A 19,384-nucleotide genomic window follows, 5' to 3' on the forward strand; every position below is an offset into this window, starting at 1 on the left:
GAGCGCCGCGCGGGGGCCGTAGGGTGGCAGGCATGCCCACGCTGATCCTCGTACGGCACGGCCGGTCCACCGCCAACACCGCGGGAGTCCTCGCAGGCTGGACGCCCGGCGTCGCACTCGACGAGCGCGGCACCGCCCAGGCCGCGGCTCTGCCCGGGCGGCTCGCCGCGCTGCCGCTCGCCGCCGCCGTCACCAGCCCGCTGCAACGCTGCCAGGAGACCCTGGCCCCGCTGCTCGCCGCCCGGCCGGAGCTGCCCCTGCACACCGACGAGCGGATCGGGGAGTGCCACTACGGCGACTGGTCCGGGCGCAAGCTCGCCGAGCTCGCCGACGAACCCCTGATGAGAGTCGTCCAGCAGCACCCGTCCGCCGCCGCCTTCCCGGGCGGCGAATCCATGCGGGCCATGCAGGCGCGCGCGGTCGACGCGGTGCGCGACTGGACCGCCCGGATCGAGGAGGAGCACGGCGCCGACGCGGTGTATCTGATGTGCTCGCACGGCGACATCATCAAGGCGCTCGTCGCCGACGCCCTGGGCCTGCATCTGGACCTCTTCCAGCGCATCTCGGTCGAGCCCTGCTCGGTCACCGCCATCCGCTACACCCAGCTGCGCCCCTTCGTCGTGCGGCTGGGTGACACCGGCGACTTCGGCTCTCTCGCGCCCCGGGAGGAGGGCCCGGGCGGGGGCGCGGGCGAGGGCCGGGCCGGGGACGCGGAGGTGGGCGGCGGCGCGGGAGCACCGTGATCGCCGAGCGCAGTAGGGTGGTGCCGCGGCGCCGCTCAACCGCGCACAGCCGTGGCCGGGCAGTCGCGCGTCCCAGCAGTCGACAGCCGAGACCCTGAAAACCACGTCGCGAACCACGTCGTACCACGCCGAGTACCACGCCGAACCAAAATGGAGCAGGACGTTGTCCCGTCAGGTGTTCCTCTATGACCCGCCGGACCGATTCGTCGCCGGCACGGTCGGGCTGCCCGGGCGCCGCACCTTTTTCCTGCAGGCGTCCGGGAGCGGCCGGACCACCAGCGTCGCGCTGGAGAAGACCCAGGTCGCCGCGCTCGCCGAGCGGATAGACGAACTGCTGGACGAGGTGGTGCGGCGCACCGGCGGAAACGCCCCGGTGCCGGCCATCGCGCCTCCGGAGCTCTCCGACACCGCGCCCCTGGAAGTCCCCGTGGAGGAGGAGTTCCGGGTCGGCACCATGGCGCTCGCCTGGGACGGCGAGGAACAGCGCATGATCGTGGAGGCGCAGGCCCTCGTCGAGCTGGAGGCGGAGTCCGAGGAGGACCTCGCGGAGGCCGAGGAGCGGCTGCTCCAGGACGAGGTCAATGGGCCGCCGATGCTTCGGGTGCGGCTCACCGGGCCCCAGGCGCGTGCCTTCGCCAAGCGCGCCCTGGAGGTCGTCAACGCCGGCCGCCCGCCGTGCCCGCTGTGCAGTCTGCCGCTCGACCCGGAGGGACACGTATGTCCGCGCCAGAACGGATATCGCCGCGGGGCGTGACGCCTCCGGAGTCTCCCGGGCTTCCGGAGGCTCCCGAGCCGTCCGAGCTGTTGGCGCTGTTGGCGCTGGGCGAGCTGACGGTGCGGGGCCGGGTCCGGGAGGCGTCCAACGCGGTGCTGTACTGCACGGTCGAGTACCAGGGCCACAGCGCCGCCTGCGTCTACAAGCCGGTGGCCGGGGAGCGTCCGCTGTGGGACTTCCCGGACGGCACGCTGGCCCAGCGCGAGGTCGCGGCGTACGAGCTCTCCGAGGCCACCGGATGGAGCCTGGTGCCGCCGACCGTGCTGCGGGACGGGCCGTACGGGCAGGGCATGTGCCAGCTGTGGATCGAGGCGCCGACCGACGAGGACGGCGACGGCGCGCCGGAGCTGCTCGCGCTCGTCGACGGCGAGGAGCCGGGCCCGGGCTGGAAGGCCGTCGCCTTCGCCGAGGTGGACGAGGGCCGCACCGCGCTGCTGGTGCACGCAGACGACGAGCGGCTGCGCCGGCTGGCCGTCCTCGACGCCGTGATCAACAACGGTGACCGCAAGGGCGGGCATCTGCTGCCCACCGCCGACGGGCGGATCTATGCGATTGATCACGGTGTGACTTTCAACGCGGACGACAAGCTGCGCACCCTGCTGTGGGGCTGGGCGGGCGAGCCGCTGTCCGACGAGGCGCTCACGGTGCTGCGGCGGCTCGCGGACCGGTTGGCCGACGGCGACCCGCTCACCGCCCGGCTGGCCGCGCTGATCACGGAAGCCGAGATCGCGGCCCTGCGCGCCCGGATCGCGGCCCTGCTGCGGTCCGGGCGCCACCCCAAGCCCAGCGGGCAGTGGCCCGCCATCCCCTGGCCCCCGGTCTGAGCTCGCCCACAGGACACCGGCGGGACAGACGCAGCAGGTCACGGGCGATTCCGCAAGACCGCCTATCAAGCCAACTAGGCCCCATCCGGTTCGTATCCGGAAGCGGCGTCCGGTTACGCTCGACGCATGTATGCCTGGCCCGCTTCCGAGGTGCCCGCCCTGCCTGGCAGAGGCCGCGACCTGAGGATCCACGACACCGCGTCCGGGGGATCGATCACCCTCGACCCCGGCCCCGTCGCCCGCATCTACGTCTGCGGAATCACCCCGTACGACGCCACCCACATGGGACATGCGGCGACCTACAACGCGTTTGACCTCGTACAACGCGTGTGGCTCGACACCAAGCGGCAGGTTCACTACGTCCAGAACGTCACCGACATCGACGACCCCCTCCTCGAGCGCGCCGTGGCGAACGGCGACGACTGGACGGCCCTCGCCGAGCGCGAGACCGCCCTGTTCCGCGAGGACATGACGGCGCTGCGGATGCTGCCGCCGCGCCACTACATCGGCGCCGTGGAGGCGATCCCGGGGATCGTGCCCCTCGTGGAGCGGCTGCGCGACGCGGGTGCCGCCTACGAGCTCGAGGGCGACATCTACTTCTCCGTCGAGTCGGACCCCTCCTTCGGCGGCGTCTCCGGGCTCGACGCCGAGGCCATGCGGCTGCTGTCGGCCGAGCGCGGCGGCGACCCGGACCGCCCCGGCAAGAAGAACCCCCTGGACCCCATGCTCTGGATGGCCGCCCGCCCGGGCGAGCCGAGTTGGGACGGCGGCTCCCTGGGGCGCGGCCGCCCCGGCTGGCACATAGAGTGCGTGGCCATCGCGCTCGACCATCTCGGCATGGGCTTCGACGTGCAGGGCGGCGGCTCCGATCTCGTCTTCCCGCACCACGAGATGGGCGCCTCGCACGCCCAGGTGCTCACCGGGGAGCGGCCGTTCGCGAAGGCGTACGTCCACGCGGGGATGGTCGCCCTCGACGGCGAGAAGATGTCCAAGTCCAAGGGCAATCTCGTCTTCGTCTCCGCGCTGCGCCGCGACGGCGTGGACCCGGCGGCCATCCGCCTGGCGCTCCTCGCCCACCACTACCGCGCGGACTGGGAGTGGACCGACGGCGTCCTCCAGGAGGCCGAAGAGCGCCTCGCCCGATGGCGCGCCGCCGTCTCCCGCCCCGACGGCCCTCCGGCCGACGCCCTCCTCGACGAGATCCGCACCGCCCTCGCCGACGACCTCGACGCCCCGTCCGCGCTCGCCGCGGTCGACCGCTGGGCCTCGGCCCAGGCGTCCGGGGGCGGCACGGACGAGGGGGCGCCGGGCCTGGTGTCCCGCGCGGTGGACGCGCTGCTGGGTGTCGCGCTGTAGGAGAGTCGCGCTGTAGGGCGTCGCCCCCTGGCCCCGGCCCGTCGGCCCAGGCCCGCGCTCCCCACGGACCGCGGGCCTGGGCTCTCGTTCTCCGGTACCCGGCGAACCTTGACGCCCACGGCGCCACGCGAGTGGGCTCTGCCCCGGCGTCAGCCGCTGATGTCTCAGCCTCGGGGAAGCGGAACCGGCCCGGGGCGGCCCGGGCCGGGGCGCGTTCAGTCCTGGTCGTCCGTGCGCTCGCGGCCGCCCTCGTCGCCCTCGTCGTTCTCGTCCCGCTCCTCCGCCGCGTCGTCCTGCGCCGAAGGTCTCCGCGGCCGCGCGGAGCCGGTGCCGGTGCCGGTGCCAGGGCCGGAGCCGGTGCCGGAACCCGGGCTTGAGGAGTCGCGCAGGTACGAGCCCGTGCCGCCGTCGCGCCCGTCCGCGACCCCGCCGCCCGCGTCCGTCGCGTGGCCGCCCGGGCCCGGCTGGCCGTCCCGGCGCCGCAGATAGCGCTCGAATTCGCGGGCGATCGCCTCGCCCGACGCCTCCGGCAGCTCCGCCGTGTCGCGCGCCTCCTCCAGCGACTGGACGTACTCCGCGACCTCGCTGTCCTCCGCGGCGAGTTGATCCACCCCCAGCTGCCAGGCGCGCGCGTCCTCCGTCAGCTCGCCGAGCGGGATGCGCACGCCGATCAGGTCCTCGAGGCGGTTGAGCAGGGCCAGGGTGGCCTTGGGGTTCGGCGGCTGCGAGACGTAGTGCGGCACGGCCGCCCACAGGCTCACCGCCGGGACGCCGGCGTGGGTGCACGCCTCCTGGAGGATGCCGACGATGCCCGTCGGCCCCTCGTAGCGCGACTCCTCCAGGTCGAGACTGCGGGCCAGATCCGGGTCGGAGGTGACGCCGCTGACCGGCACCGGCCGGGTGTGCGGGGTGTCGCCGAGCAGCGCGCCGAGGACCACGACCATCTCGACGCCCAGCTCGTGGGCGTAGCCGAGGATCTCGTTGCAGAACGACCGCCAGCGCATGCTCGGTTCGATGCCGCGCACCAGCACCAGGTCGCGCGGCTTGTCGCCGCCGCCCGCGCGGACCACCGAGAGCCGGGTGGTCGGCCAGGTGACCTTGCGGATCCCGCCTTCGAGCGCCACGGTCGGCCGGTTGACCTGGAAGTCGTAGTAGTCCTCGGCGTCGAGCGCGGCGAAGACCTCGCCCTTCCATTCCCGATCCAGGTGCCCCACCGCGGTGGAGGCGGCGTCTCCGGCGTCGTTCCAGCCCTCGAAGGCACAGATCATGACCGGGTCGATCAGCTCGGGAACCCCCTCAAGCTCGATCACCCAGCGCCTCCTTCCGACCGGGGACAGGTCCGTACCGCCTCCGGCTGCAGTTCCATTCGCGTGCGTCCCAAGCCTACGGCTTCCAGGGCCTCCCGCCGCAGCCCCCGTGTGGGGGTGGGGAAGAGGAAGAGACAGAGGGATGGGCAGAGGAAGAGGCAGCGGGCGAGGCAGGAGGAGTAACAGCGCGGCGAACAGAGATTCATCCGACCTGTTCCCCGGCGACCCTGAGGAAATTTCGCGCACACCTCTGGACGGGCAGGCCTGAACGGCGCTATACATCGGATCACCGCGAAAGGTCCGATGTTCTATCGCGCCGTACAGGGAGTCCCCATTGAGATTGCGCCCGACCGTCACCGAGATCGAGGTCCATGACGTCCGGTTTCCCACCTCGGAACAGCTTGACGGCTCGGACGCCATGAACCCCGACCCCGACTACTCGGCGGCGTACGTCGTGCTGCGCACGGACGCGACGGAGACCGCGGCGAAGGGCGCGGAGGGGGACGCGTCCGGGGAGACCGGCGGCGCCCCGGCCGAGGGGCACGGCTTCGTCTTCACGATCGGCCGTGGCAACGATGTCACCGCGGCCGCGATCCGCTCGCTGCGCCCCCATGTCGTGGGGCGCCCCGCGCCGCTGACCGCGGCCGATCTCGGCGCCCTCTACCGGGATCTGACACACGATTCGCAGCTGCGCTGGCTCGGCCCCGAGAAGGGCGTGATGCACATGGCGGCCGGCGCGGTGGTGAACGCCGCCTGGGACCTCGCCGCCCGGCAGGCGGGCAAGCCGCTGTGGCAGTTCCTCGCCGACATGCCGCCGGAAGACCTCGTCTCGCTCGTCGACTTCCGCTACCTCACCGACGCCCTCACCCCCGAGGAGGCGCTGGAGATCCTGCGCGCCGCCGAGCCGGGCCGCGCCGAGCGGGCCGCGCGGCTGCGCGAGCGGGGCTATCCGGCCTACACCACCTCCCCGGGCTGGCTCGGCTACTCCGACGAGAAGATGACCAAGCTCGCCCAGGAGGCCGTCGCCGACGGCTTCGGCCAGATCAAGCTCAAGGTCGGCGGCGACCTCGACGAGGATCTGCGGCGGATGCGCCTCGCCCGCGAGGCCGTCGGCCCCGAGGTGCGGATCGCGGTCGACGCCAACCAGCGCTGGGACGTGGCCGAGGCGCTGCGCTGGATGCGCGCCCTCGCGCCGTACGAGCCGCACTGGATCGAGGAGCCCACCAGCCCCGACGACGTCCTTGGGCACGCCGCCATCCGCAGCGGACAGCCCGTCAAGGTCGCCACCGGCGAGCATGTCGCCAACCGCGTCGTCTTCAAGCAGCTGCTGCAGGCCGGCGCCGTCGACTTCGTGCAGATCGACGCGGCACGGGTGGCCGGCGTCAACGAGAACCTGGCGATCCTGCTGCTCGCCGCCAAGTTCGGGGTGCCGGTCTGCCCGCACGCCGGCGGCGTGGGCCTGTGCGAACTCGTCCAGCACCTGGCCATGTTCGACTACGTCGCGGTCTCGGGGAGCTGGGAGGACCGGGTCATCGAGTACGTCGACCACCTCCACGAGCACTTCGCCGACCCGGCCGTCGTCGAGGGCGGCCGCTACCTCGCCCCGGCCGCGCCCGGCTTCTCCGCCCGGATGCACCCCGAGTCCATCGCCGCCTACCGCTACCCCGACGGGCCCGAGTGGCAGGCCCGGAACGCCGCACCACAGGAGGGAACCTCGTGAACCAGGCCCACCAGACCGGCGACTTCGAGGGACTGGCCGCGCTGGTCACCGGCGGCGCCTCCGGCATCGGCGCCGCGATCGCCGCCCTGCTGCGCGACCGAGGCGCGCGGGTCGCGGTGCTCGACCGCGACCCGGCCGGCGCCCCCGCGGGCACCCTGGCGGTGAAGGCAGACGTCACCTCGGACGAGGCGATACGCAACGGGGTCGCCGAGGCCGTCGCCGAGTTCGGGGCGCTGCACACCGTCGTGGGCAACGCCGGGATCGGCGCCATCGGCACCGTCGAGGACAACGCCGACGAGGAGTGGCAGCGGGTGCTGGACGTCAACGTCCTGGGCCTGGTCCGCACCGCCCGCGCCGCGCTGCCCCATCTGCGCGCCGCCGCGGCCGAGCGGCCCGGCAGCGTCTCCATCACCCACACCTGCTCGATCGCGGCCACCGCGGGGCTGCCACAGCGCGCCGCCTACAGCGCCAGCAAGGGCGCGGTGCTCGCGCTGACCCTGGCCATGGCCGCCGATCACGTACGCGAGGGCATCCGCGTCAACTGCGTCAACCCCGGCACCGTCGACACCCCCTGGGTCGGCCGGCTGCTCGGCCGGGCCGACGACCCGGCGGCCGAGCGCGCCGCCCTGGAAGCCCGTCAGCCGACCGGACGGCTGGTGGCCGCCGACGAGGTGGCGGCGGCCGTCGCGTATCTGGCGAGCCCCGCCGCCGCGGCCGTCACCGGCACCGCGCTGGCCGTCGACGGAGGGATGCAGGGCCTGCGCCTGCGCCCCGCCACGTAAGACCCCCAGACCCCCGGACCCCCAGACCCCCAGAGCCCTCGAGCACAGAGCCGCACCACTCGATCAAGGACGGGACTCGATGACGAGACTCCGCACGACCGGCACCGTCGCCTGTGCCGTGCTGCTCGCCGCCGCCGCTCTCGCAGGCTGCAACCGCGAGAGCAACGGCGCCGGTGGCGGCAAGGTCGGCATCGACATGCCGCGCACCGACACGGACTTCTGGAACTCCTATCAGCAGTACCTCGAGAAGGGCATCGACGACGGCACGGTCAACGCGCTGCCGCTGTCCAACTCGCAGAACGACATCGCCAAGCTCGTCGCCAACGTCCAGGCGTTCACCGATCAGGGCGCCAAGGCGATCATCATGGCCCCCCAGGACACCGGCGCGATCACCTCCACCCTCGAACAGCTCAAAGAGAAGAAGATCCCCGTCGTCAGCGTGGACACCCGCCCCGACGCGGGCGAGGTCTACATGGTCGTACGGGCCGACAACCGCGCCTACGGCACCAAGGCCTGCGAGTACCTGGGCGAGCAGCTGGGCGGCAAGGGCCGGGTCGCCGAGCTTCAGGGCGACCTCAGCTCCATCAACGGCCGTGACCGGTCGGAGGCCTTCGCCTCCTGCATGAAGGAGAAGTTCCCGGACATCAAGGTGCACGAGCTGCCCACCGACTGGAAGGGCGACGTCGCCTCCGCCAAGCTCCAGAGCCTCCTGGCCCAGCACAAGGACCTCGACGGCATCTACATGCAGGCGGGCGGCGCCTTCCTGCAGCCCACGCTCGCGCTGCTGGAGCAGAAGAAGCTGCTCAAGCCCGCCGGGTCGGACGGGCACATCACGATCATCTCCAACGACGGCATCCCGGAGGAGCTGGACGCGATCCGCTCCGGGAAGATCGACGCCACCCTCTCCCAGCCCGCCGACCTCTACGCCAAGTACGCGCTGGAGTACGCCAAGGCGGCCCTGGACGGCAAGAAGTTCAAGCCCGGCAAGACCGACCACGACTCCGAGATCGTCAAGATCAAGAACGGCCTCGAGGACCAGCTCCCGGCGCCGCTGGTCACCAAGGAGAACGTCGACGACAAGAAGCTGTGGGCCAACCAGCTCGAGAAGAAGTAGCCATGGCCGCCGCTGACCAGCCCGTCGCCGCCGCGGAGCCCACCGTCGTACGGGCGGAGCGCGTCGTCAAACGGTACGGGCCGACCCTGGCCCTGGACCGTGCGCAGCTGGCCGTACGGCCCGGGGAGGCCCATGCGCTGGTCGGGCGCAACGGGGCGGGCAAGTCCACGCTGGTGTCCGTGCTGACCGGCATGGAGCGCCCCGACGAGGGCACCGTCACCTTCTCGGACGAGCCCGCCCCCGGCTACGGCGACACCGCCGCCTGGCAGCGCAAGGTGGCCTGCGTCTATCAGAAGTCCATGGTGGTGCCCGACCTGACGGTCGCCGAAAACCTCTACCTCGGCCGCTTCCAGGGCACCGGGCGGATCCGCTGGCGCGCGCTGCGCCAGGACGCCCGCGCCCTGCTGGCCGAGTACGGGGTGGACGTCGACCCGCAGACCCGCGCCAAGGACCTCACCGTCGAGCAGGGGCAGTTCGTCGAGATCGCCAGGGCGCTGTCCTTCGGCGCCCGCCTGATCATCCTCGACGAGCCCACGGCGCAGCTCGACGCGGGCGGCATCGAACGGCTCTTCACCAAGCTGCGCGAGCTGCGCCGGCAGGGCGTCGCCTTCCTGTTCATCTCGCACCATCTGCAAGAGGTCTACGAGCTCTGCGACACCGTCACCGTCTTCCGCGACGCCCGGCATGTGGTGACCGCCCCGGTCGCCGAGCTGACCAAGGACGAGCTGGTCGCGGCGATGACCGGGGACGCCGAGGCCGGGCCGCCGAAGGGGGTGCGGGGCGCGGTGCCCGCGCCCGTACCGGGCCGGGAGACAGGACCGGAGGCGGAGCCGGTGCTGCGCACCGACGGGCTCTCCCGCGCGGGCGAGTTCGACCCCCTGGACCTGGTGGTGCGGCCGGGCGAGGTGGTGGGCCTGGCCGGGGCGACGGCCAGCGGCAACACCGCGGTCGGCGAGACCCTGGTGGGGCTGCGCAAGCCGGACGGCGGGCGGGTGGCGGTGCGCGGCCGCGCCGTACGCCCCGGAAGCGTGCCGCACGCCATCGACGCGGGCATCGGGTACGTGCCCGAGGACCGGCACCGCCAGGGCCTGGTCCTGGGCCGCAGCGTCGCCGAGAACGCCACGCTGACCGTGACCGACCAGCTCGGGCCCTTCGGGACGGTGCTGCCCTCCCGGACCCGTGCGTTCGCGGGCCGCATGATCGCCTCGCTCGACATCAAGACCTCGGGCCCCGGGCAGCCCGTCTCCGGCCTCTCGGGCGGCAACCAGCAGAAGGTCGTCATCGCGCGGGCGCTCGCGCGCGAGCCGAGCGTCCTGGTGGCCATCCGCCCGACCGCCGGAGTGGACGTGAAGTCCAAGGACGCGCTGCTGGGCGTCGTACGGGAGGTGGCGGCGGCCGGCAGCGGCGCGTTGATCGTCTCCGACGAGCTGGACGACCTGCGGGTGTGCGACCGCGTTCTGGCGTTCTTCCACGGGCGGGTCGTCGCCGAGTTCGGCAACGACTGGAGCGACCGCGGGCTGGTCGCCGCGATGGAAGGAATGACCGGCCCGGAGCACAGCCCGGAGCACGGCCCGGAAAAAGCAGTCGCAAAAGAAAGCGGAATTAAGGGGAAAGAGGGAAGCCAGTCATGACCGATACCGCACGGCAGCGCCCCGCCGAGGTGGTGGCGGCCGGCGAACCGGCGACGGCGGGACGGGCACGGCCGAAGATCGACATCGCCCGCTGGCGGGATCTGTCACTGGTCCCGGTGATCTTCGTCCTGGGCGTGATCGGCTTCATCGTCTCGCCCGCCTTCCTCACCCAGGACAATCTGATCGGCGTGGTCCAGCAGTCCACCGAGCTGGGGCTGCTGGTGCTGGGCGAGGCGCTGATCCTCATCTGCGGGCGGATGGACCTCTCCCTGGAGTCGACCATCGCCGTCGCGCCCGTGATCGCCCTGTGGCTGGTGCTGCCCGCCCACGGCGCCCGGTTCGAGGGCCTGGGCCTGCTGCCCACCTGGACCGCGATCCCGCTGTGCCTGGCCGTCGGCGCCGCGATCGGGGCGGCCAATGGCTTCCTCATCCTCAAACTGCGCGTCAACGGCTTCATCGCCACCCTCGGCATGCTCACCATGCTGCGCGGCCTCCAGGTCGGCGTCGCCGAGGGCCAGTCGATCATCAACGTCCCCGAGTCCTTCCGCTACCTGGGCAAGGCCGAGTGGATGGGCGCCCCGGCGGCCGTGTGGATCTGCCTGGGGCTGTACGCCATCGGCGGCCTGGCGCTGGGCTACCTGCGGCACGGGCGCGCGCTGTACGCCATCGGCGGCAACCCGGAGGCCGCGCGCGCCGCGGGCGTCCGGGTCGACCGGATCACCTGGATCGTGCTGGCCGTCGGCGGGGTGCTCGCCGCCTTCGCCGGCGTCCTCTACACCGGCCACTACGGCTCGGTGGCCGCCACCCAGGGCAACGGCTGGATCTTCCAGGTGTTCGCCGCCGCGGTCATCGGCGGCATCAGCCTCAAGGGCGGCCGCGGCACGCTCTTCGGCGCGCTCACGGGTGTGCTTACGCTGCAGTTGGTGGTCAATGTGATGACGCTCGGCGGCGTACCGCCCCTGTGGAACCAGTTCATCAACGGCTCGATCATCATCGTCGCACTCATCATCTCCCGCTACGCCAGTGGCGAGAAGCAGGACTGACCAGAAGGGCGGGTGACCCATGGCGCAGCCACCTGGGGCCGAAGGGCCGCGCGAGCTGGGGCGCACGGGCGTGTACGTGCCGGCGCTCGGGCTCGGCTGCGCGCCCCTGGGTAATCTGTACACGGCCATGCCCGAGGAGCGCGCCCTGGCCACCGTCCAGGCCGCCTTCGAGGCCGGATGCACCTATATGGACACGGCGCCGCACTATGGGGTCGGCCTGTCGGAGGAGCGCCTCGGGCGCGCACTGGCGGGCCGCGACCGCGCCTCGTACACCGTCTCCACCAAGGCGGGGCGTGCCCTGCGGCCCCGGAGCCCCGGGGAGCCGGTCGACGCCCAGGGGTTCGTGGAGACCCCGGACCGGGTCCGCGAGTGGAAACTGACCCGGGACGGGATCCGCGCCACCCTGGAGTCCTCGCTGGACCGCCTCGGCCTGGAGAGCGTCGACATCGTCTATCTCCACGATGTGGAAAACCACATTCCCGAGGTCTATGAGACCGCCTTCCCGGCCCTGGCCGAGCTGCGCGACCAGAAGCTCGTACGCGCCATCGGCTTCGGCATGAACCAGAGCGATGTGCTCGCCCGGTTCGTGGCCGACCTCGACGTCGACGTGGTGCTGTGCGCCGGGCGCTGGACCCTCCTGGAGCGCACCGCCTACGACGATCTGCTGCCGGTGTGCGAGCGGCGCGGCACCTCCGTGGTGGTCGGCGGCGTCTACAACTCCGGCCTGCTCGCCGACCCCCGCCCCGACGCGTACTACAACTACGAGCGGGTGCCCGCCGACATGCTGGAGCGCGCCCAGCGGCTCGCCGCGGTCTGCGGCGAGTTCGGGGTGCCGCTGCGGGCGGCGGCCCTGCGCTTCCCCTTCGGCCACCCGGCCGTGGCCGCGGCGGTCGTCGGCTGCGCCTCGCCCGATGAGGTGCGCGACAACGCCGAGATGTTCGGCCACGACATCCCGGACGAGCTGTGGCGGGCCCTGGTGGACCGGGGCCTGCTCGATCAGGATGTCCCCCTGCCGACCGCCCGCTGACGCCCTGCTGCCTACCCGGAGGAGCGCCCTTCCGTGCCGCGCATCGACGCCCACCACCACCTGTGGGACCTGGCCCGCCGTGAACAGCCGTGGATGGACGGCCCCTGGGCCGACCCGATCCGCCGTACGTTCACCCTGAAAGACCTGGAGCCGCAGCTCGACGCGCACGGCGTCGACGCCACGGTCGTGGTCCAGTCCAGCTCCTCGCACGAGGAGACGCTCGAACTCCTCGCCGTCGCCGGCGCGTCGGACCGCGTCGCGGGCGTCGTGGGCTGGGCCGATCTCATCGACCCCGCCCTGCCCGACGTGCTCGCGGCCCTGCGCGCGGCGCCCGGCGGCGACCGCCTGGTCGGCCTGCGCCACCAGGTCCAGGACGAGCCCGACCAGCGCTGGCTGGACCGCCCTGACGTCCGCCGCGGGCTGACCCACCTGGCCGACGCGGGCCTCGCCTACGACCTGCTGGTCACCCCGCGCGAGCTGCCCGCGGCCATCGACGCCGTCCGCGAGCTGCCCGAGGTGCGCTTCGTGCTCGACCACGCGGCCAAGCCGCCCGTCGCGAGCGGCGCCCGCGAGCCGTGGGACCGGCAGCTGGCCGCGCTGGCGGCCCTGCCGAACGTCGTCTGCAAGCTCTCCGGCCTGGTGACCGAGGCCGCCTGGGACTCCTGGCTCCCGGAGCAGGTGCTGCCCTACGCCTGGCAGGTGCTGGACGCCTTCGGCCCCGACCGGGTGCTCTTCGGCTCCGACTGGCCCGTGTGCACCCTCGCCGCGACGTACGACCAGGTGGTCGCCCTCGCCGACCGCGCCACGCTCCGCCTCACGGAGGCGGAGCGGGCGGCGGTCTTCGGGGGCTCGGCGGTCCGGGCGTACGGCCTGAACGCGTAGCACCGCGTACGGCCCCGCCTGTAGTCACCGCGTACGTCGTCACCGCGTACGGCCTGAACGCCTCGTCACAGCGTGGAGCGCAGCCACTGCTCCACGCTCGCGACGTGCACCGTCGCCCAGGACCGCGCCGCCTCCGCGTCGCGGTCCCGCAGCGCCCCCAGGATCGCCCGGTGCTCGTGCAGCGTGCGGCTGACCGCGTCCTCCTGGGTCAGCCCGCGCCACACGCGGGCGCGGGTGGTGGGCCCGGACAGGCCGTCCAGCAGCGAGCACAGCACCGAGTTGCCCGAGGCCTGGACAATGCCCCGGTGGAACTCCAGGTCGCAGGCGACCAGCTCCTCCACCGACGGCTCCGGCCCGAGCGCGTCCAGCTGCGCGCCCAGCGCGTCCAGCGTGGCGTCGCTGATCCGGGCGCAGGCCTGCGCCGTGGCCGCGGGCTCCAGGATGCGCCGGACCGCGAGGAACTCCAGCACCGTGTCGTCCCGGTGGAAGTCGACGACGAAGCTCAGCGCCTCCAGCAGCAGCTGCGGATCCAGGCTGGTGACGTATGTGCCGTCGCCCTGGCGCACGTCCAGGATCCGGATCAGCGACAGGGCGCGCACCGCCTCGCGCAGCGAGTTGCGGGACAGGCCCAGCTCGGAGGCGAGTTCACTCTCCTTCGGGAGCCGGTCACCCGGGCGCAGCGCACCCGAGACGATCATGCCCTTGATCTTTTCGATCGCCTCGTCGGTGACCGCCATGATGGACCTCCCCGGTTCAGACATCCGATGTCTGTCCCCATTATGGCGCCTCCATGGCGCCTGTTGTCGTTTGCCCGCCACTCACCCGAAGCGTTCGATACGGATGCGGTTCACCGGCCGGCCTCCGTCGACCAGGAGCCGGGAGGCGTGCTCGGCGAAGCCGCTGCCGCCGCACACGTATGCCTCCCAGTCCGCCTCCCGGTCGCCGCCCGGCAGATAGCGGTCCAGATGGGCGGCGGACAGGCGCCCGGCGGTGCGGGTCAGCACGACCGTGGTCTCCGCGCCGTATTCGCCGGCGTAGAGCAGATCCTCGCGGGTGCGGGCGCTGACGATCAGCCGCAGCGGCACGGTGAGTCCGCGGCGCCGGTGGTGGCGCACCATCGCCATCAGCGGCACCACACCCGTGCCCGCGCCCAGCAGCAGCGCGGGCCGGTCGCCGGGCCAGGCGAAGAAGCCGCCGAGCGGGCCGCGCACCTCCACCGTGTCGCCGGGGCGCGCGGTGGTGTGCAGATGGCCGGACACCTCGCCGCCCGCAACATGGCCGACGGTGAGCTCGATGAAGCCCTCGTCGTCCGGCGGGGAGGCGACCGAGTAGTGGCGCTGTGCCGTGTAGCCGTCCGGCGCGGTCAGCCGCACCATGTAGTGCTGGCCCGGCACATGGGGCGTCCAGTGGGGCAGCGCGAGCCGGAAGGTGGCGGCGCGCGGAGTCTCGCGGCGGATCGCGGCGATGCGCGCGGGCTGCCAGCGGGCGGCGGCGCGGTTGCTGGGCACGATCCGTTCCGGCACCGCGAACGCGGTGTCGGGCACGAAGGCCGGCACGGCCGGGGCGTCAGTCACCGGCGTAGCGCTCTTCCCGCCAGGGGTCGCCGCGCCGGTGGTAGCCGTTGCGCTCCCAGAAGCCGGGCTCGTCGTGGTCGAGCAGATGCAGCCCGGCGATCCACTTGGTGCTCTTCCAGAAGTAGAGGTGGGGCACCAGCAGCCGGGCCGGGCCGCCGTGTTCGGGCGCCAGCGGCCGTCCGTCGTACTCGAAGGCGATCCAGGCCCGGCCGCCGGTCAGGTCCGTCAGCGCCAGGTCGGTGGTGTAGCCGGTGTGCGAGTAGGCGATCGCGTGGGTCGCGTCGGGCGCGGGACCCGCCTGCGCGAGGAGGTCGTCCAGGCTCACCCCGGCGAACCGCACCCCGAACTTCGACCAGCCGGTCACACAGTGGATGTCGCCGTGGTACTCGGCGCGCGGCAGCTCCCGCAGCTCCTCGTGGTCCCAGATGCGGGGCCGGGCCACCAGGCCGTCGACGCGGAAGGTCAGGTCGGCGGCGGTCAGCCGCGGGGTGACCTCGGCGGCGAGTACGGGGAAGGCGTCGCCCGCGTCGTACTGCCCTGGCGGCAGCCGGGGGTCGGGGCCGGCGGCGCGGGCCCGGCCCGTGAAGCCGCGAGTGGTGCTCATGAGGGCTGGAGGTTAGCACCGTCCCCGGCCCGCCGCGCCTGCGTCTCGCAGTGTGGTTCCCGCAGCTCATGTACGGTGGCGCCACCCCCTCCGTACCTCCAGGAGTGTGTCCCGTGAGCCAGCAACTGCGTGCCGTCGAGTGGGCCGAAGACGGCCTGTGGCTGATCGACCAGACCGCTTTGCCGGGCCGCCTGGAGCGGCTTCGTGTGGGCGACGTGGACACCTTGGTCGAGGCCATCCAGCGGCTGGTCGTCCGAGGCGCCCCGGCCATCGGCGCCGCCGGGGCGTACGGCGTCGTCCTGGCGGCACTTCAGGCCGAGCGCGAGGGCTGGGACCGTACCGCGCTCCTGGAGGCCGTCTCGCGCGTCCGCGAGGCCCGGCCGACGGCGGTGAACCTGGCGGTCTGCGTGGACCGGGTGCTGCCGCTGCTCGACCAGGGGAGGGAGGCGGCGCTGGCCGAGGCGCACGCCGTGCTGCGCGAGGACGAGCGGGCCAACCGCGCCATGGGCGCGTACGGCGCCGACTGGCTGGTGAAGCGGGTGGCCGCGGACCGGCCGCTGCGCCTGCTGACGCACTGCAACACCGGCGCCCTGGCCACCGCGGGCTGGGGCACCGCGCTCGGCGTGGTGCGGGAGCTGCACGCGCGCGGCCTGGTGGAGGTGGTGTACGCCGACGAGACCCGCCCGCTGCTGCAGGGGTCCCGGCTCACCGCCTGGGAGCTGGCCCACGAGGGCATCCCGCACTACGTCCAGGCCGACGGCGCGGCCGCGGGCACGATCCTGCGCGGGGAGGTGGACGCGGCGATCGTCGGCGCGGACCGTATCGCCGCCAACGGGGACACCGCCAACAAGGTCGGCACCGTTGGCATCGCCCTGGCCTGCGCCGACGCGGGTATCCCGTTCCTGGTCGCGGCCCCGATGACCACCGTCGACCTGGCCACCGGCAGCGGCGCGGACATCCACATCGAGCTGCGCGGCGAGCGTGAGGTCCTGGAGTGGGGCGGGGTGCGCACCGCCCCGGCGGCCTCGCGCGGACACAACCCGGCCTTCGACGTCACGCCCGGACGGCTGGTCACCGCGCTGGTCACCGAGCGCGGGGTGCTCGAGGTGGCGGCAGGGGAGCTGCCGGGCGAACATCTGGCCTGACGCCGAGCGGACCGGCGTCCCCTGCCGGGGTGGACGCCGGTCCGCTGACGATCACATGGTGCCTGGACGAGCTGTACGCGATCAGAAGACGAACGGACCCGGCGACTGGGCCGAGGTGGCGGTGCAGTTCACGGTGATGAGGCCGAAGATCACCAGCTTCAGCGACTTGGCCTCGAGCTTGTCACCGGCGGCGACCGTGCCCTTGAGCGGGCCGGTGGTCACGTCGGCCCCGGTCTTGATGGCCGGGTTGGAGTTGCCGGTGAACGTGGTGGTTCCGGAGCCGTTCTTCGACAGCGTCAGCGTCGAGTTGACCGAGCCCGCCGGAACGTCGATGGGCGCCTTGATGGCGCCCGAGGACAGGGTGATGGTCGCGGAGGTCCCGCTCTGCGTGGCCGTGAGCGTGGCCAGGCCGGAGCCGTAGGTTCCGCAGTCGGCCGTCAGGGTCGCGGTGGTCGGGGTGACCGCGGTGGCCGTCGGCGCCAGCGCGAGCGCGCCCATGGCCATTCCCGCTGCTCCCAGTGCCGTGCCGATCCCGAGTTTCATGCGTCTCATGGGACTGCCTTCCGGTGTGGGGGAAGTGCCTGCCTAGCCGCTGGTTGCGTCATTGCCTGGAGCGGCGCACACGAGGCGCGGCGGGATCCCGGCGCGCCCGAGGGCGCGTCGCTGCGTACGTGTGCGCGGTGCGGGGGGTGAGATCACGCGGGGCTGCGGCTCGGGCCTCGCGCGGACCGTTACCAACCCTGACTGACCGTCAGGAGGGGCGCTGTTATTGATGCGCGCGCCATCGAAGAACGCAAGAGCGATTCGTTGATTTTTTACTGGCGGGTCAGTTGGCGGTCCGCGAGGCGGCCCCGGCCCCCGGGCGGGCCAGGGCCTCGGGCATGCGGCCTACCGGCCGCCCGCCAGCTCCAGCTCCAGCAGCCACTCCACGACCTCCGTGTGGTGGCGCGCCTGCCGCGGATCCGCCCCCCAGACGTACAGCCCGTGCCCCGCGACCACCACCGCCGGCATCCGGGGGTCGCGGGCCTGCTCCAGGCGGTCGCCGAGCACCCCCATGTCCTGGCTGTTGGCGATCACCGGCAGGGTGACCTCCACGTCCTCCGCCGGTTGGCCCACGCCCTTGAGCATCTCCAGGTCCTTGAAGACCAGCCCGCCGGGGTGGCGGCGGCCGAGGGCCACCGAGGCGACGGTGTGCACATGGACCACCGCGCCCGCGCCCGTCAGCCGGGCGACGCGGGCGTGCAGCGCGGCCTCGGCCGAAGGCCTGCCCGGCGCGCGGCCGTCCGGGAGCGGCACAGCCGCCCCCGCCGCGTCCACCAGCACCACGTCGGAGGGGGTGAGCTCGCCCTTGTCCCGGCCGCTCGCGGTGACCGCCAGGCGCAGCGGATCACGCGAGAGCACCACCGACAGATTGCCGGACGTGCCGCGCATCCAGCCGAACGACGCGAAGCGCGCCGCCTCGGCGGCCAGTACGCCTCCGGCCCGCTCCAAGGCCGCCAGGTTCTGCGGGTCCGCGGTCTCGGTCACGGGGTGCTCCTTGTGAGGGTGATCTCGTCGAGGCCCGCGGCCTCGGGATGGTCGCCGACGCCCTGCTGGAAGTACGGCTCGCCCGGGCGCCGTACGCCGACGGTGCGCCAGCCCGCCGCGCGGGCCGCGTCCAGCTCGCCGGGGCGGTCGGAGAGGAACAGGGTGCGGGCCGGGTCGGTGCCGATGGCCGCGGTGATCGCGGCATAGGACTCCGGGGACTGCTTGGGGCCCGCGTTCTCCGTGTCGTAGAACCCGTCGAGGAGGGGGAGCAGATCCCCCTCGGGCGTGTGGCCGAACCACGCGCGCTGTGCGGCCACCGACCCGGAGGAGTAGACGTGCAGCCGCAGCCCCGCCGCGTGCCAGCGGCGCAGCGCCGGGATGGTGTCGGGGTAGAAGTGCGAGACCAGCTCGCCGCGCGCGAACCCCTCCGACCAGATGATGCCCTGAAGGGTCTTCAACGGGGTCGCCTTGCGGTCCTCGTCCAGCCAGGCCCCCAGAATCCGCTCGATCCGGGCGGCGTCGGCCGCCGGCTCGCCGGCCGCCTCGCGGACCTGGTCCGCCGCCCGGCGCACCGCCGGCTCCGCGCCGCGCTCGGCCAGCAGCGCCCCGAACCGCTCGCGCGAGTACGGGTAGAGCACATCGACGACGAACCCGGTGGCGCTCGTGGTGCCCTCGATGTCGAGCACCACCGAGTCGAGGTCGGCGAAGGAGGCGGCAGCGCTCACGCGGCGGTCCGCCCGGCCCGCAGCGCGTCGAAGTCGGGGAAGCGCAGGGCGATCTCGCTGCCGGTGAAGTTGCCGATCCAGCCGTCCTCCTCGTGGAAGAAGCGGATGGCGGTGAAGGACGGGGCGGCGCCCATGTCGAACCAGTGCGTGGTGCCCCGCGGCACGCCGAGGAGGTCGCCCGCCTCGCACAGGACGGCGTGCACCTCGCCGCCCATGTGCAGATAGAAGACGCCCGCGCCGGCGACGAAGAAGCGGACCTCGTCGTCATCGTCGTGGGTGTGTTCGCTGAGGAACTTCTCGCGCGCCGCCTTGGCCTTCTCGGGCCACTCGGGATCGTCGCTCGGATGCAGGGCGACCACGTCGACGGTGGCGAAGGACTCCTCCTCGACCAGCCTGTCGATCTCGGCGCGGTAGGCGGCGAAGACGGCGTCGCTGCCGGCGTCCTTCGGTACGTCCTCGCGGACGGGCCACCGCTCGTACCGCACGCCGAGCGGGGCGAGCGCCGCGGCGATCTCGGCGGGGTCGTCGGTGCGGCGTACGACGCTGGCGGGGCCGGACTCCGGCCAGGTGGTGAGAAGGGTCATCGAGGACTCCAAGAGGGAGAC

General features: G+C 73.1%; 20 protein-coding genes. 12 read left to right on the forward strand and 8 right to left on the reverse strand.

The features are described 5' to 3' along the window. Nucleotides 1-32 precede the first annotated feature (32 nt). The 4 genes from ACWY4P_RS43045 to mshC all read left to right on the forward strand — a co-directional run bounded on the left by ACWY4P_RS43045 (nt 33) and on the right by mshC (nt 3,698). Nucleotides 33-743: a histidine phosphatase family protein gene (locus ACWY4P_RS43045; protein WP_456206264.1), complete on the forward strand. Its 711-nt coding sequence runs from the start codon at nt 33-35 to the stop codon at nt 741-743. Nucleotides 744-906: 163 nt separating this feature from the next. Further along, the gene (locus ACWY4P_RS43050; protein WP_456206265.1) at nt 907-1,497 is read left to right on the forward strand and encodes a DUF3090 domain-containing protein; all 591 of its coding nucleotides are present in this window, start codon (nt 907-909) and stop codon (nt 1,495-1,497) included. Further along, nucleotides 1,461-2,342, forward strand: a complete 882-nt coding sequence (locus ACWY4P_RS43055) for an SCO1664 family protein (protein WP_456206266.1) — start codon at nt 1,461-1,463, stop codon at nt 2,340-2,342. Before ACWY4P_RS43050 ends, ACWY4P_RS43055 begins: the two co-directional genes overlap by 37 nt. A gap of 126 nt (nt 2,343-2,468) precedes the next feature. After that, on the forward strand, nt 2,469-3,698 hold the full coding sequence (gene mshC, locus ACWY4P_RS43060) for a cysteine--1-D-myo-inosityl 2-amino-2-deoxy-alpha-D-glucopyranoside ligase (RefSeq protein WP_456206267.1): 1,230 nt from the start codon (nt 2,469-2,471) through the stop codon (nt 3,696-3,698). A 215-nt stretch (nt 3,699-3,913) separates the two neighbouring features. Here the strand turns inward: mshC and ACWY4P_RS43065 are convergent, their stop codons facing one another. After that, nucleotides 3,914-5,008 carry a PAC2 family protein gene (locus ACWY4P_RS43065; RefSeq protein ID WP_456206268.1) on the reverse strand — a complete coding sequence of 365 codons (1,095 nt, stop codon included), beginning with the start codon at nt 5,006-5,008 and terminating at the stop codon, nt 3,914-3,916. 337 nt (nt 5,009-5,345) lie between these two features. On the opposite strand from ACWY4P_RS43065, the gene ACWY4P_RS43070 reads away from it, so the two are divergent. From ACWY4P_RS43070 to ACWY4P_RS43100, 7 genes are all read left to right on the forward strand, one after another. Then, nucleotides 5,346-6,725 (forward strand): L-fuconate dehydratase, encoded by a 1,380-nt coding sequence (locus ACWY4P_RS43070; RefSeq protein ID WP_456213256.1) that lies wholly within the window; start codon nt 5,346-5,348, stop codon nt 6,723-6,725. After that, nucleotides 6,722-7,507, forward strand: a complete 786-nt coding sequence (locus ACWY4P_RS43075; RefSeq protein ID WP_456206269.1) for an SDR family NAD(P)-dependent oxidoreductase — start codon at nt 6,722-6,724, stop codon at nt 7,505-7,507. The genes ACWY4P_RS43070 and ACWY4P_RS43075 overlap by 4 nt, the downstream gene beginning before the upstream one ends. Nucleotides 7,508-7,586: 79 nt before the next feature. Continuing rightward, on the forward strand, nt 7,587-8,621 hold the full coding sequence (locus tag ACWY4P_RS43080; protein WP_456206270.1) for a sugar ABC transporter substrate-binding protein: 1,035 nt from the start codon (nt 7,587-7,589) through the stop codon (nt 8,619-8,621). Between the two features lie 2 nt (nt 8,622-8,623). Then, nucleotides 8,624-10,252, forward strand: coding sequence for a sugar ABC transporter ATP-binding protein (locus ACWY4P_RS43085; protein ID WP_456206271.1), 1,629 nt, complete (start codon nt 8,624-8,626; stop codon nt 10,250-10,252). Beyond that, nucleotides 10,249-11,295, forward strand: coding sequence for an ABC transporter permease (locus ACWY4P_RS43090; protein WP_456206272.1), 1,047 nt, complete (start codon nt 10,249-10,251; stop codon nt 11,293-11,295). The genes ACWY4P_RS43085 and ACWY4P_RS43090 overlap by 4 nt, the downstream gene beginning before the upstream one ends. 19 nt (nt 11,296-11,314) lie before the next feature. Continuing rightward, nucleotides 11,315-12,322: an aldo/keto reductase gene (locus tag ACWY4P_RS43095; protein ID WP_456206273.1), complete on the forward strand. Its 1,008-nt coding sequence runs from the start codon at nt 11,315-11,317 to the stop codon at nt 12,320-12,322. A 93-nt stretch (nt 12,323-12,415) separates the two neighbouring features. Further along, nucleotides 12,416-13,204 (forward strand): amidohydrolase family protein, encoded by a 789-nt coding sequence (locus tag ACWY4P_RS43100; RefSeq protein ID WP_456213257.1) that lies wholly within the window; start codon nt 12,416-12,418, stop codon nt 13,202-13,204. Between the two features lie 65 nt (nt 13,205-13,269). Here ACWY4P_RS43100 and ACWY4P_RS43105 read toward each other — a convergent pair whose 3' ends face one another. The 3 genes from ACWY4P_RS43105 to ACWY4P_RS43115 all read right to left on the reverse strand — a co-directional run bounded on the left by ACWY4P_RS43105 (nt 13,270) and on the right by ACWY4P_RS43115 (nt 15,382). Then, complete coding sequence (locus ACWY4P_RS43105) at nt 13,270-13,941, reverse strand: FadR/GntR family transcriptional regulator (protein WP_353592749.1); 672 nt, start codon at nt 13,939-13,941, stop codon at nt 13,270-13,272. A gap of 81 nt (nt 13,942-14,022) precedes the next feature. Next, nucleotides 14,023-14,778, reverse strand: a complete 756-nt coding sequence (locus tag ACWY4P_RS43110) for a ferredoxin reductase (protein ID WP_456206274.1) — start codon at nt 14,776-14,778, stop codon at nt 14,023-14,025. Then, nucleotides 14,771-15,382 (reverse strand): sulfite oxidase-like oxidoreductase, encoded by a 612-nt coding sequence (locus ACWY4P_RS43115; protein WP_456206275.1) that lies wholly within the window; start codon nt 15,380-15,382, stop codon nt 14,771-14,773. Before ACWY4P_RS43115 ends, ACWY4P_RS43110 begins: the two co-directional genes overlap by 8 nt. A gap of 113 nt (nt 15,383-15,495) precedes the next feature. On the opposite strand from ACWY4P_RS43115, the gene mtnA reads away from it, so the two are divergent. Then, nucleotides 15,496-16,527 (forward strand): S-methyl-5-thioribose-1-phosphate isomerase, encoded by a 1,032-nt coding sequence (gene mtnA, locus ACWY4P_RS43120; protein WP_456206276.1) that lies wholly within the window; start codon nt 15,496-15,498, stop codon nt 16,525-16,527. An 81-nt stretch (nt 16,528-16,608) separates the two neighbouring features. Here mtnA and ACWY4P_RS43125 read toward each other — a convergent pair whose 3' ends face one another. The 4 genes from ACWY4P_RS43125 to ACWY4P_RS43140 form a co-directional block, all read right to left on the reverse strand. Continuing rightward, nucleotides 16,609-17,079, reverse strand: a complete 471-nt coding sequence (locus ACWY4P_RS43125) for a hypothetical protein (protein WP_456206277.1) — start codon at nt 17,077-17,079, stop codon at nt 16,609-16,611. A 336-nt stretch (nt 17,080-17,415) separates the two neighbouring features. Next, nucleotides 17,416-18,054 carry a methylthioribulose 1-phosphate dehydratase gene (mtnB, locus tag ACWY4P_RS43130; RefSeq protein WP_456206278.1) on the reverse strand — a complete coding sequence of 213 codons (639 nt, stop codon included), beginning with the start codon at nt 18,052-18,054 and terminating at the stop codon, nt 17,416-17,418. Continuing rightward, nucleotides 18,051-18,779, reverse strand: coding sequence for an acireductone synthase (gene mtnC, locus ACWY4P_RS43135; RefSeq protein ID WP_456206279.1), 729 nt, complete (start codon nt 18,777-18,779; stop codon nt 18,051-18,053). The genes mtnB and mtnC overlap by 4 nt, the downstream gene beginning before the upstream one ends. After that, nucleotides 18,776-19,363 carry a 1,2-dihydroxy-3-keto-5-methylthiopentene dioxygenase gene (locus ACWY4P_RS43140; RefSeq protein ID WP_456206280.1) on the reverse strand — a complete coding sequence of 196 codons (588 nt, stop codon included), beginning with the start codon at nt 19,361-19,363 and terminating at the stop codon, nt 18,776-18,778. Before ACWY4P_RS43140 ends, mtnC begins: the two co-directional genes overlap by 4 nt. Between the last annotated feature and the right edge of the window lie 21 nt (nt 19,364-19,384).

The organism is Streptomyces sp. LZ34 (genome assembly GCF_053890475.1).

What these genes read in the sequence shown, in the direction of transcription:
- ACWY4P_RS43045 (WP_456206264.1), top strand. Translation starts at nt 33, where the DNA reads ATGCCCACGCTGATCCTCGTACGGCACGGCCGGTCCACCGCCAACACC.
- ACWY4P_RS43055 (WP_456206266.1), top strand. Translation starts at nt 1,461, where the DNA reads ATGTCCGCGCCAGAACGGATATCGCCGCGGGGCGTGACGCCTCCGGAG.
- mshC (WP_456206267.1), top strand. Translation starts at nt 2,469, where the DNA reads ATGTATGCCTGGCCCGCTTCCGAGGTGCCCGCCCTGCCTGGCAGAGGC.
- ACWY4P_RS43080 (WP_456206270.1), top strand. Translation starts at nt 7,587, where the DNA reads ATGACGAGACTCCGCACGACCGGCACCGTCGCCTGTGCCGTGCTGCTC.
- ACWY4P_RS43085 (WP_456206271.1), top strand. Translation starts at nt 8,624, where the DNA reads ATGGCCGCCGCTGACCAGCCCGTCGCCGCCGCGGAGCCCACCGTCGTA.
- ACWY4P_RS43090 (WP_456206272.1), top strand. Translation starts at nt 10,249, where the DNA reads ATGACCGATACCGCACGGCAGCGCCCCGCCGAGGTGGTGGCGGCCGGC.
- ACWY4P_RS43095 (WP_456206273.1), top strand. Translation starts at nt 11,315, where the DNA reads ATGGCGCAGCCACCTGGGGCCGAAGGGCCGCGCGAGCTGGGGCGCACG.
- ACWY4P_RS43100 (WP_456213257.1), top strand. Translation starts at nt 12,416, where the DNA reads ATGGACGGCCCCTGGGCCGACCCGATCCGCCGTACGTTCACCCTGAAA.
- ACWY4P_RS43105 (WP_353592749.1), bottom strand. Translation starts at nt 13,941, where the DNA reads ATGGCGGTCACCGACGAGGCGATCGAAAAGATCAAGGGCATGATCGTC.
- ACWY4P_RS43115 (WP_456206275.1), bottom strand. Translation starts at nt 15,382, where the DNA reads ATGAGCACCACTCGCGGCTTCACGGGCCGGGCCCGCGCCGCCGGCCCC.
- ACWY4P_RS43125 (WP_456206277.1), bottom strand. Translation starts at nt 17,079, where the DNA reads ATGAGACGCATGAAACTCGGGATCGGCACGGCACTGGGAGCAGCGGGA.
- ACWY4P_RS43140 (WP_456206280.1), bottom strand. Translation starts at nt 19,363, where the DNA reads ATGACCCTTCTCACCACCTGGCCGGAGTCCGGCCCCGCCAGCGTCGTA.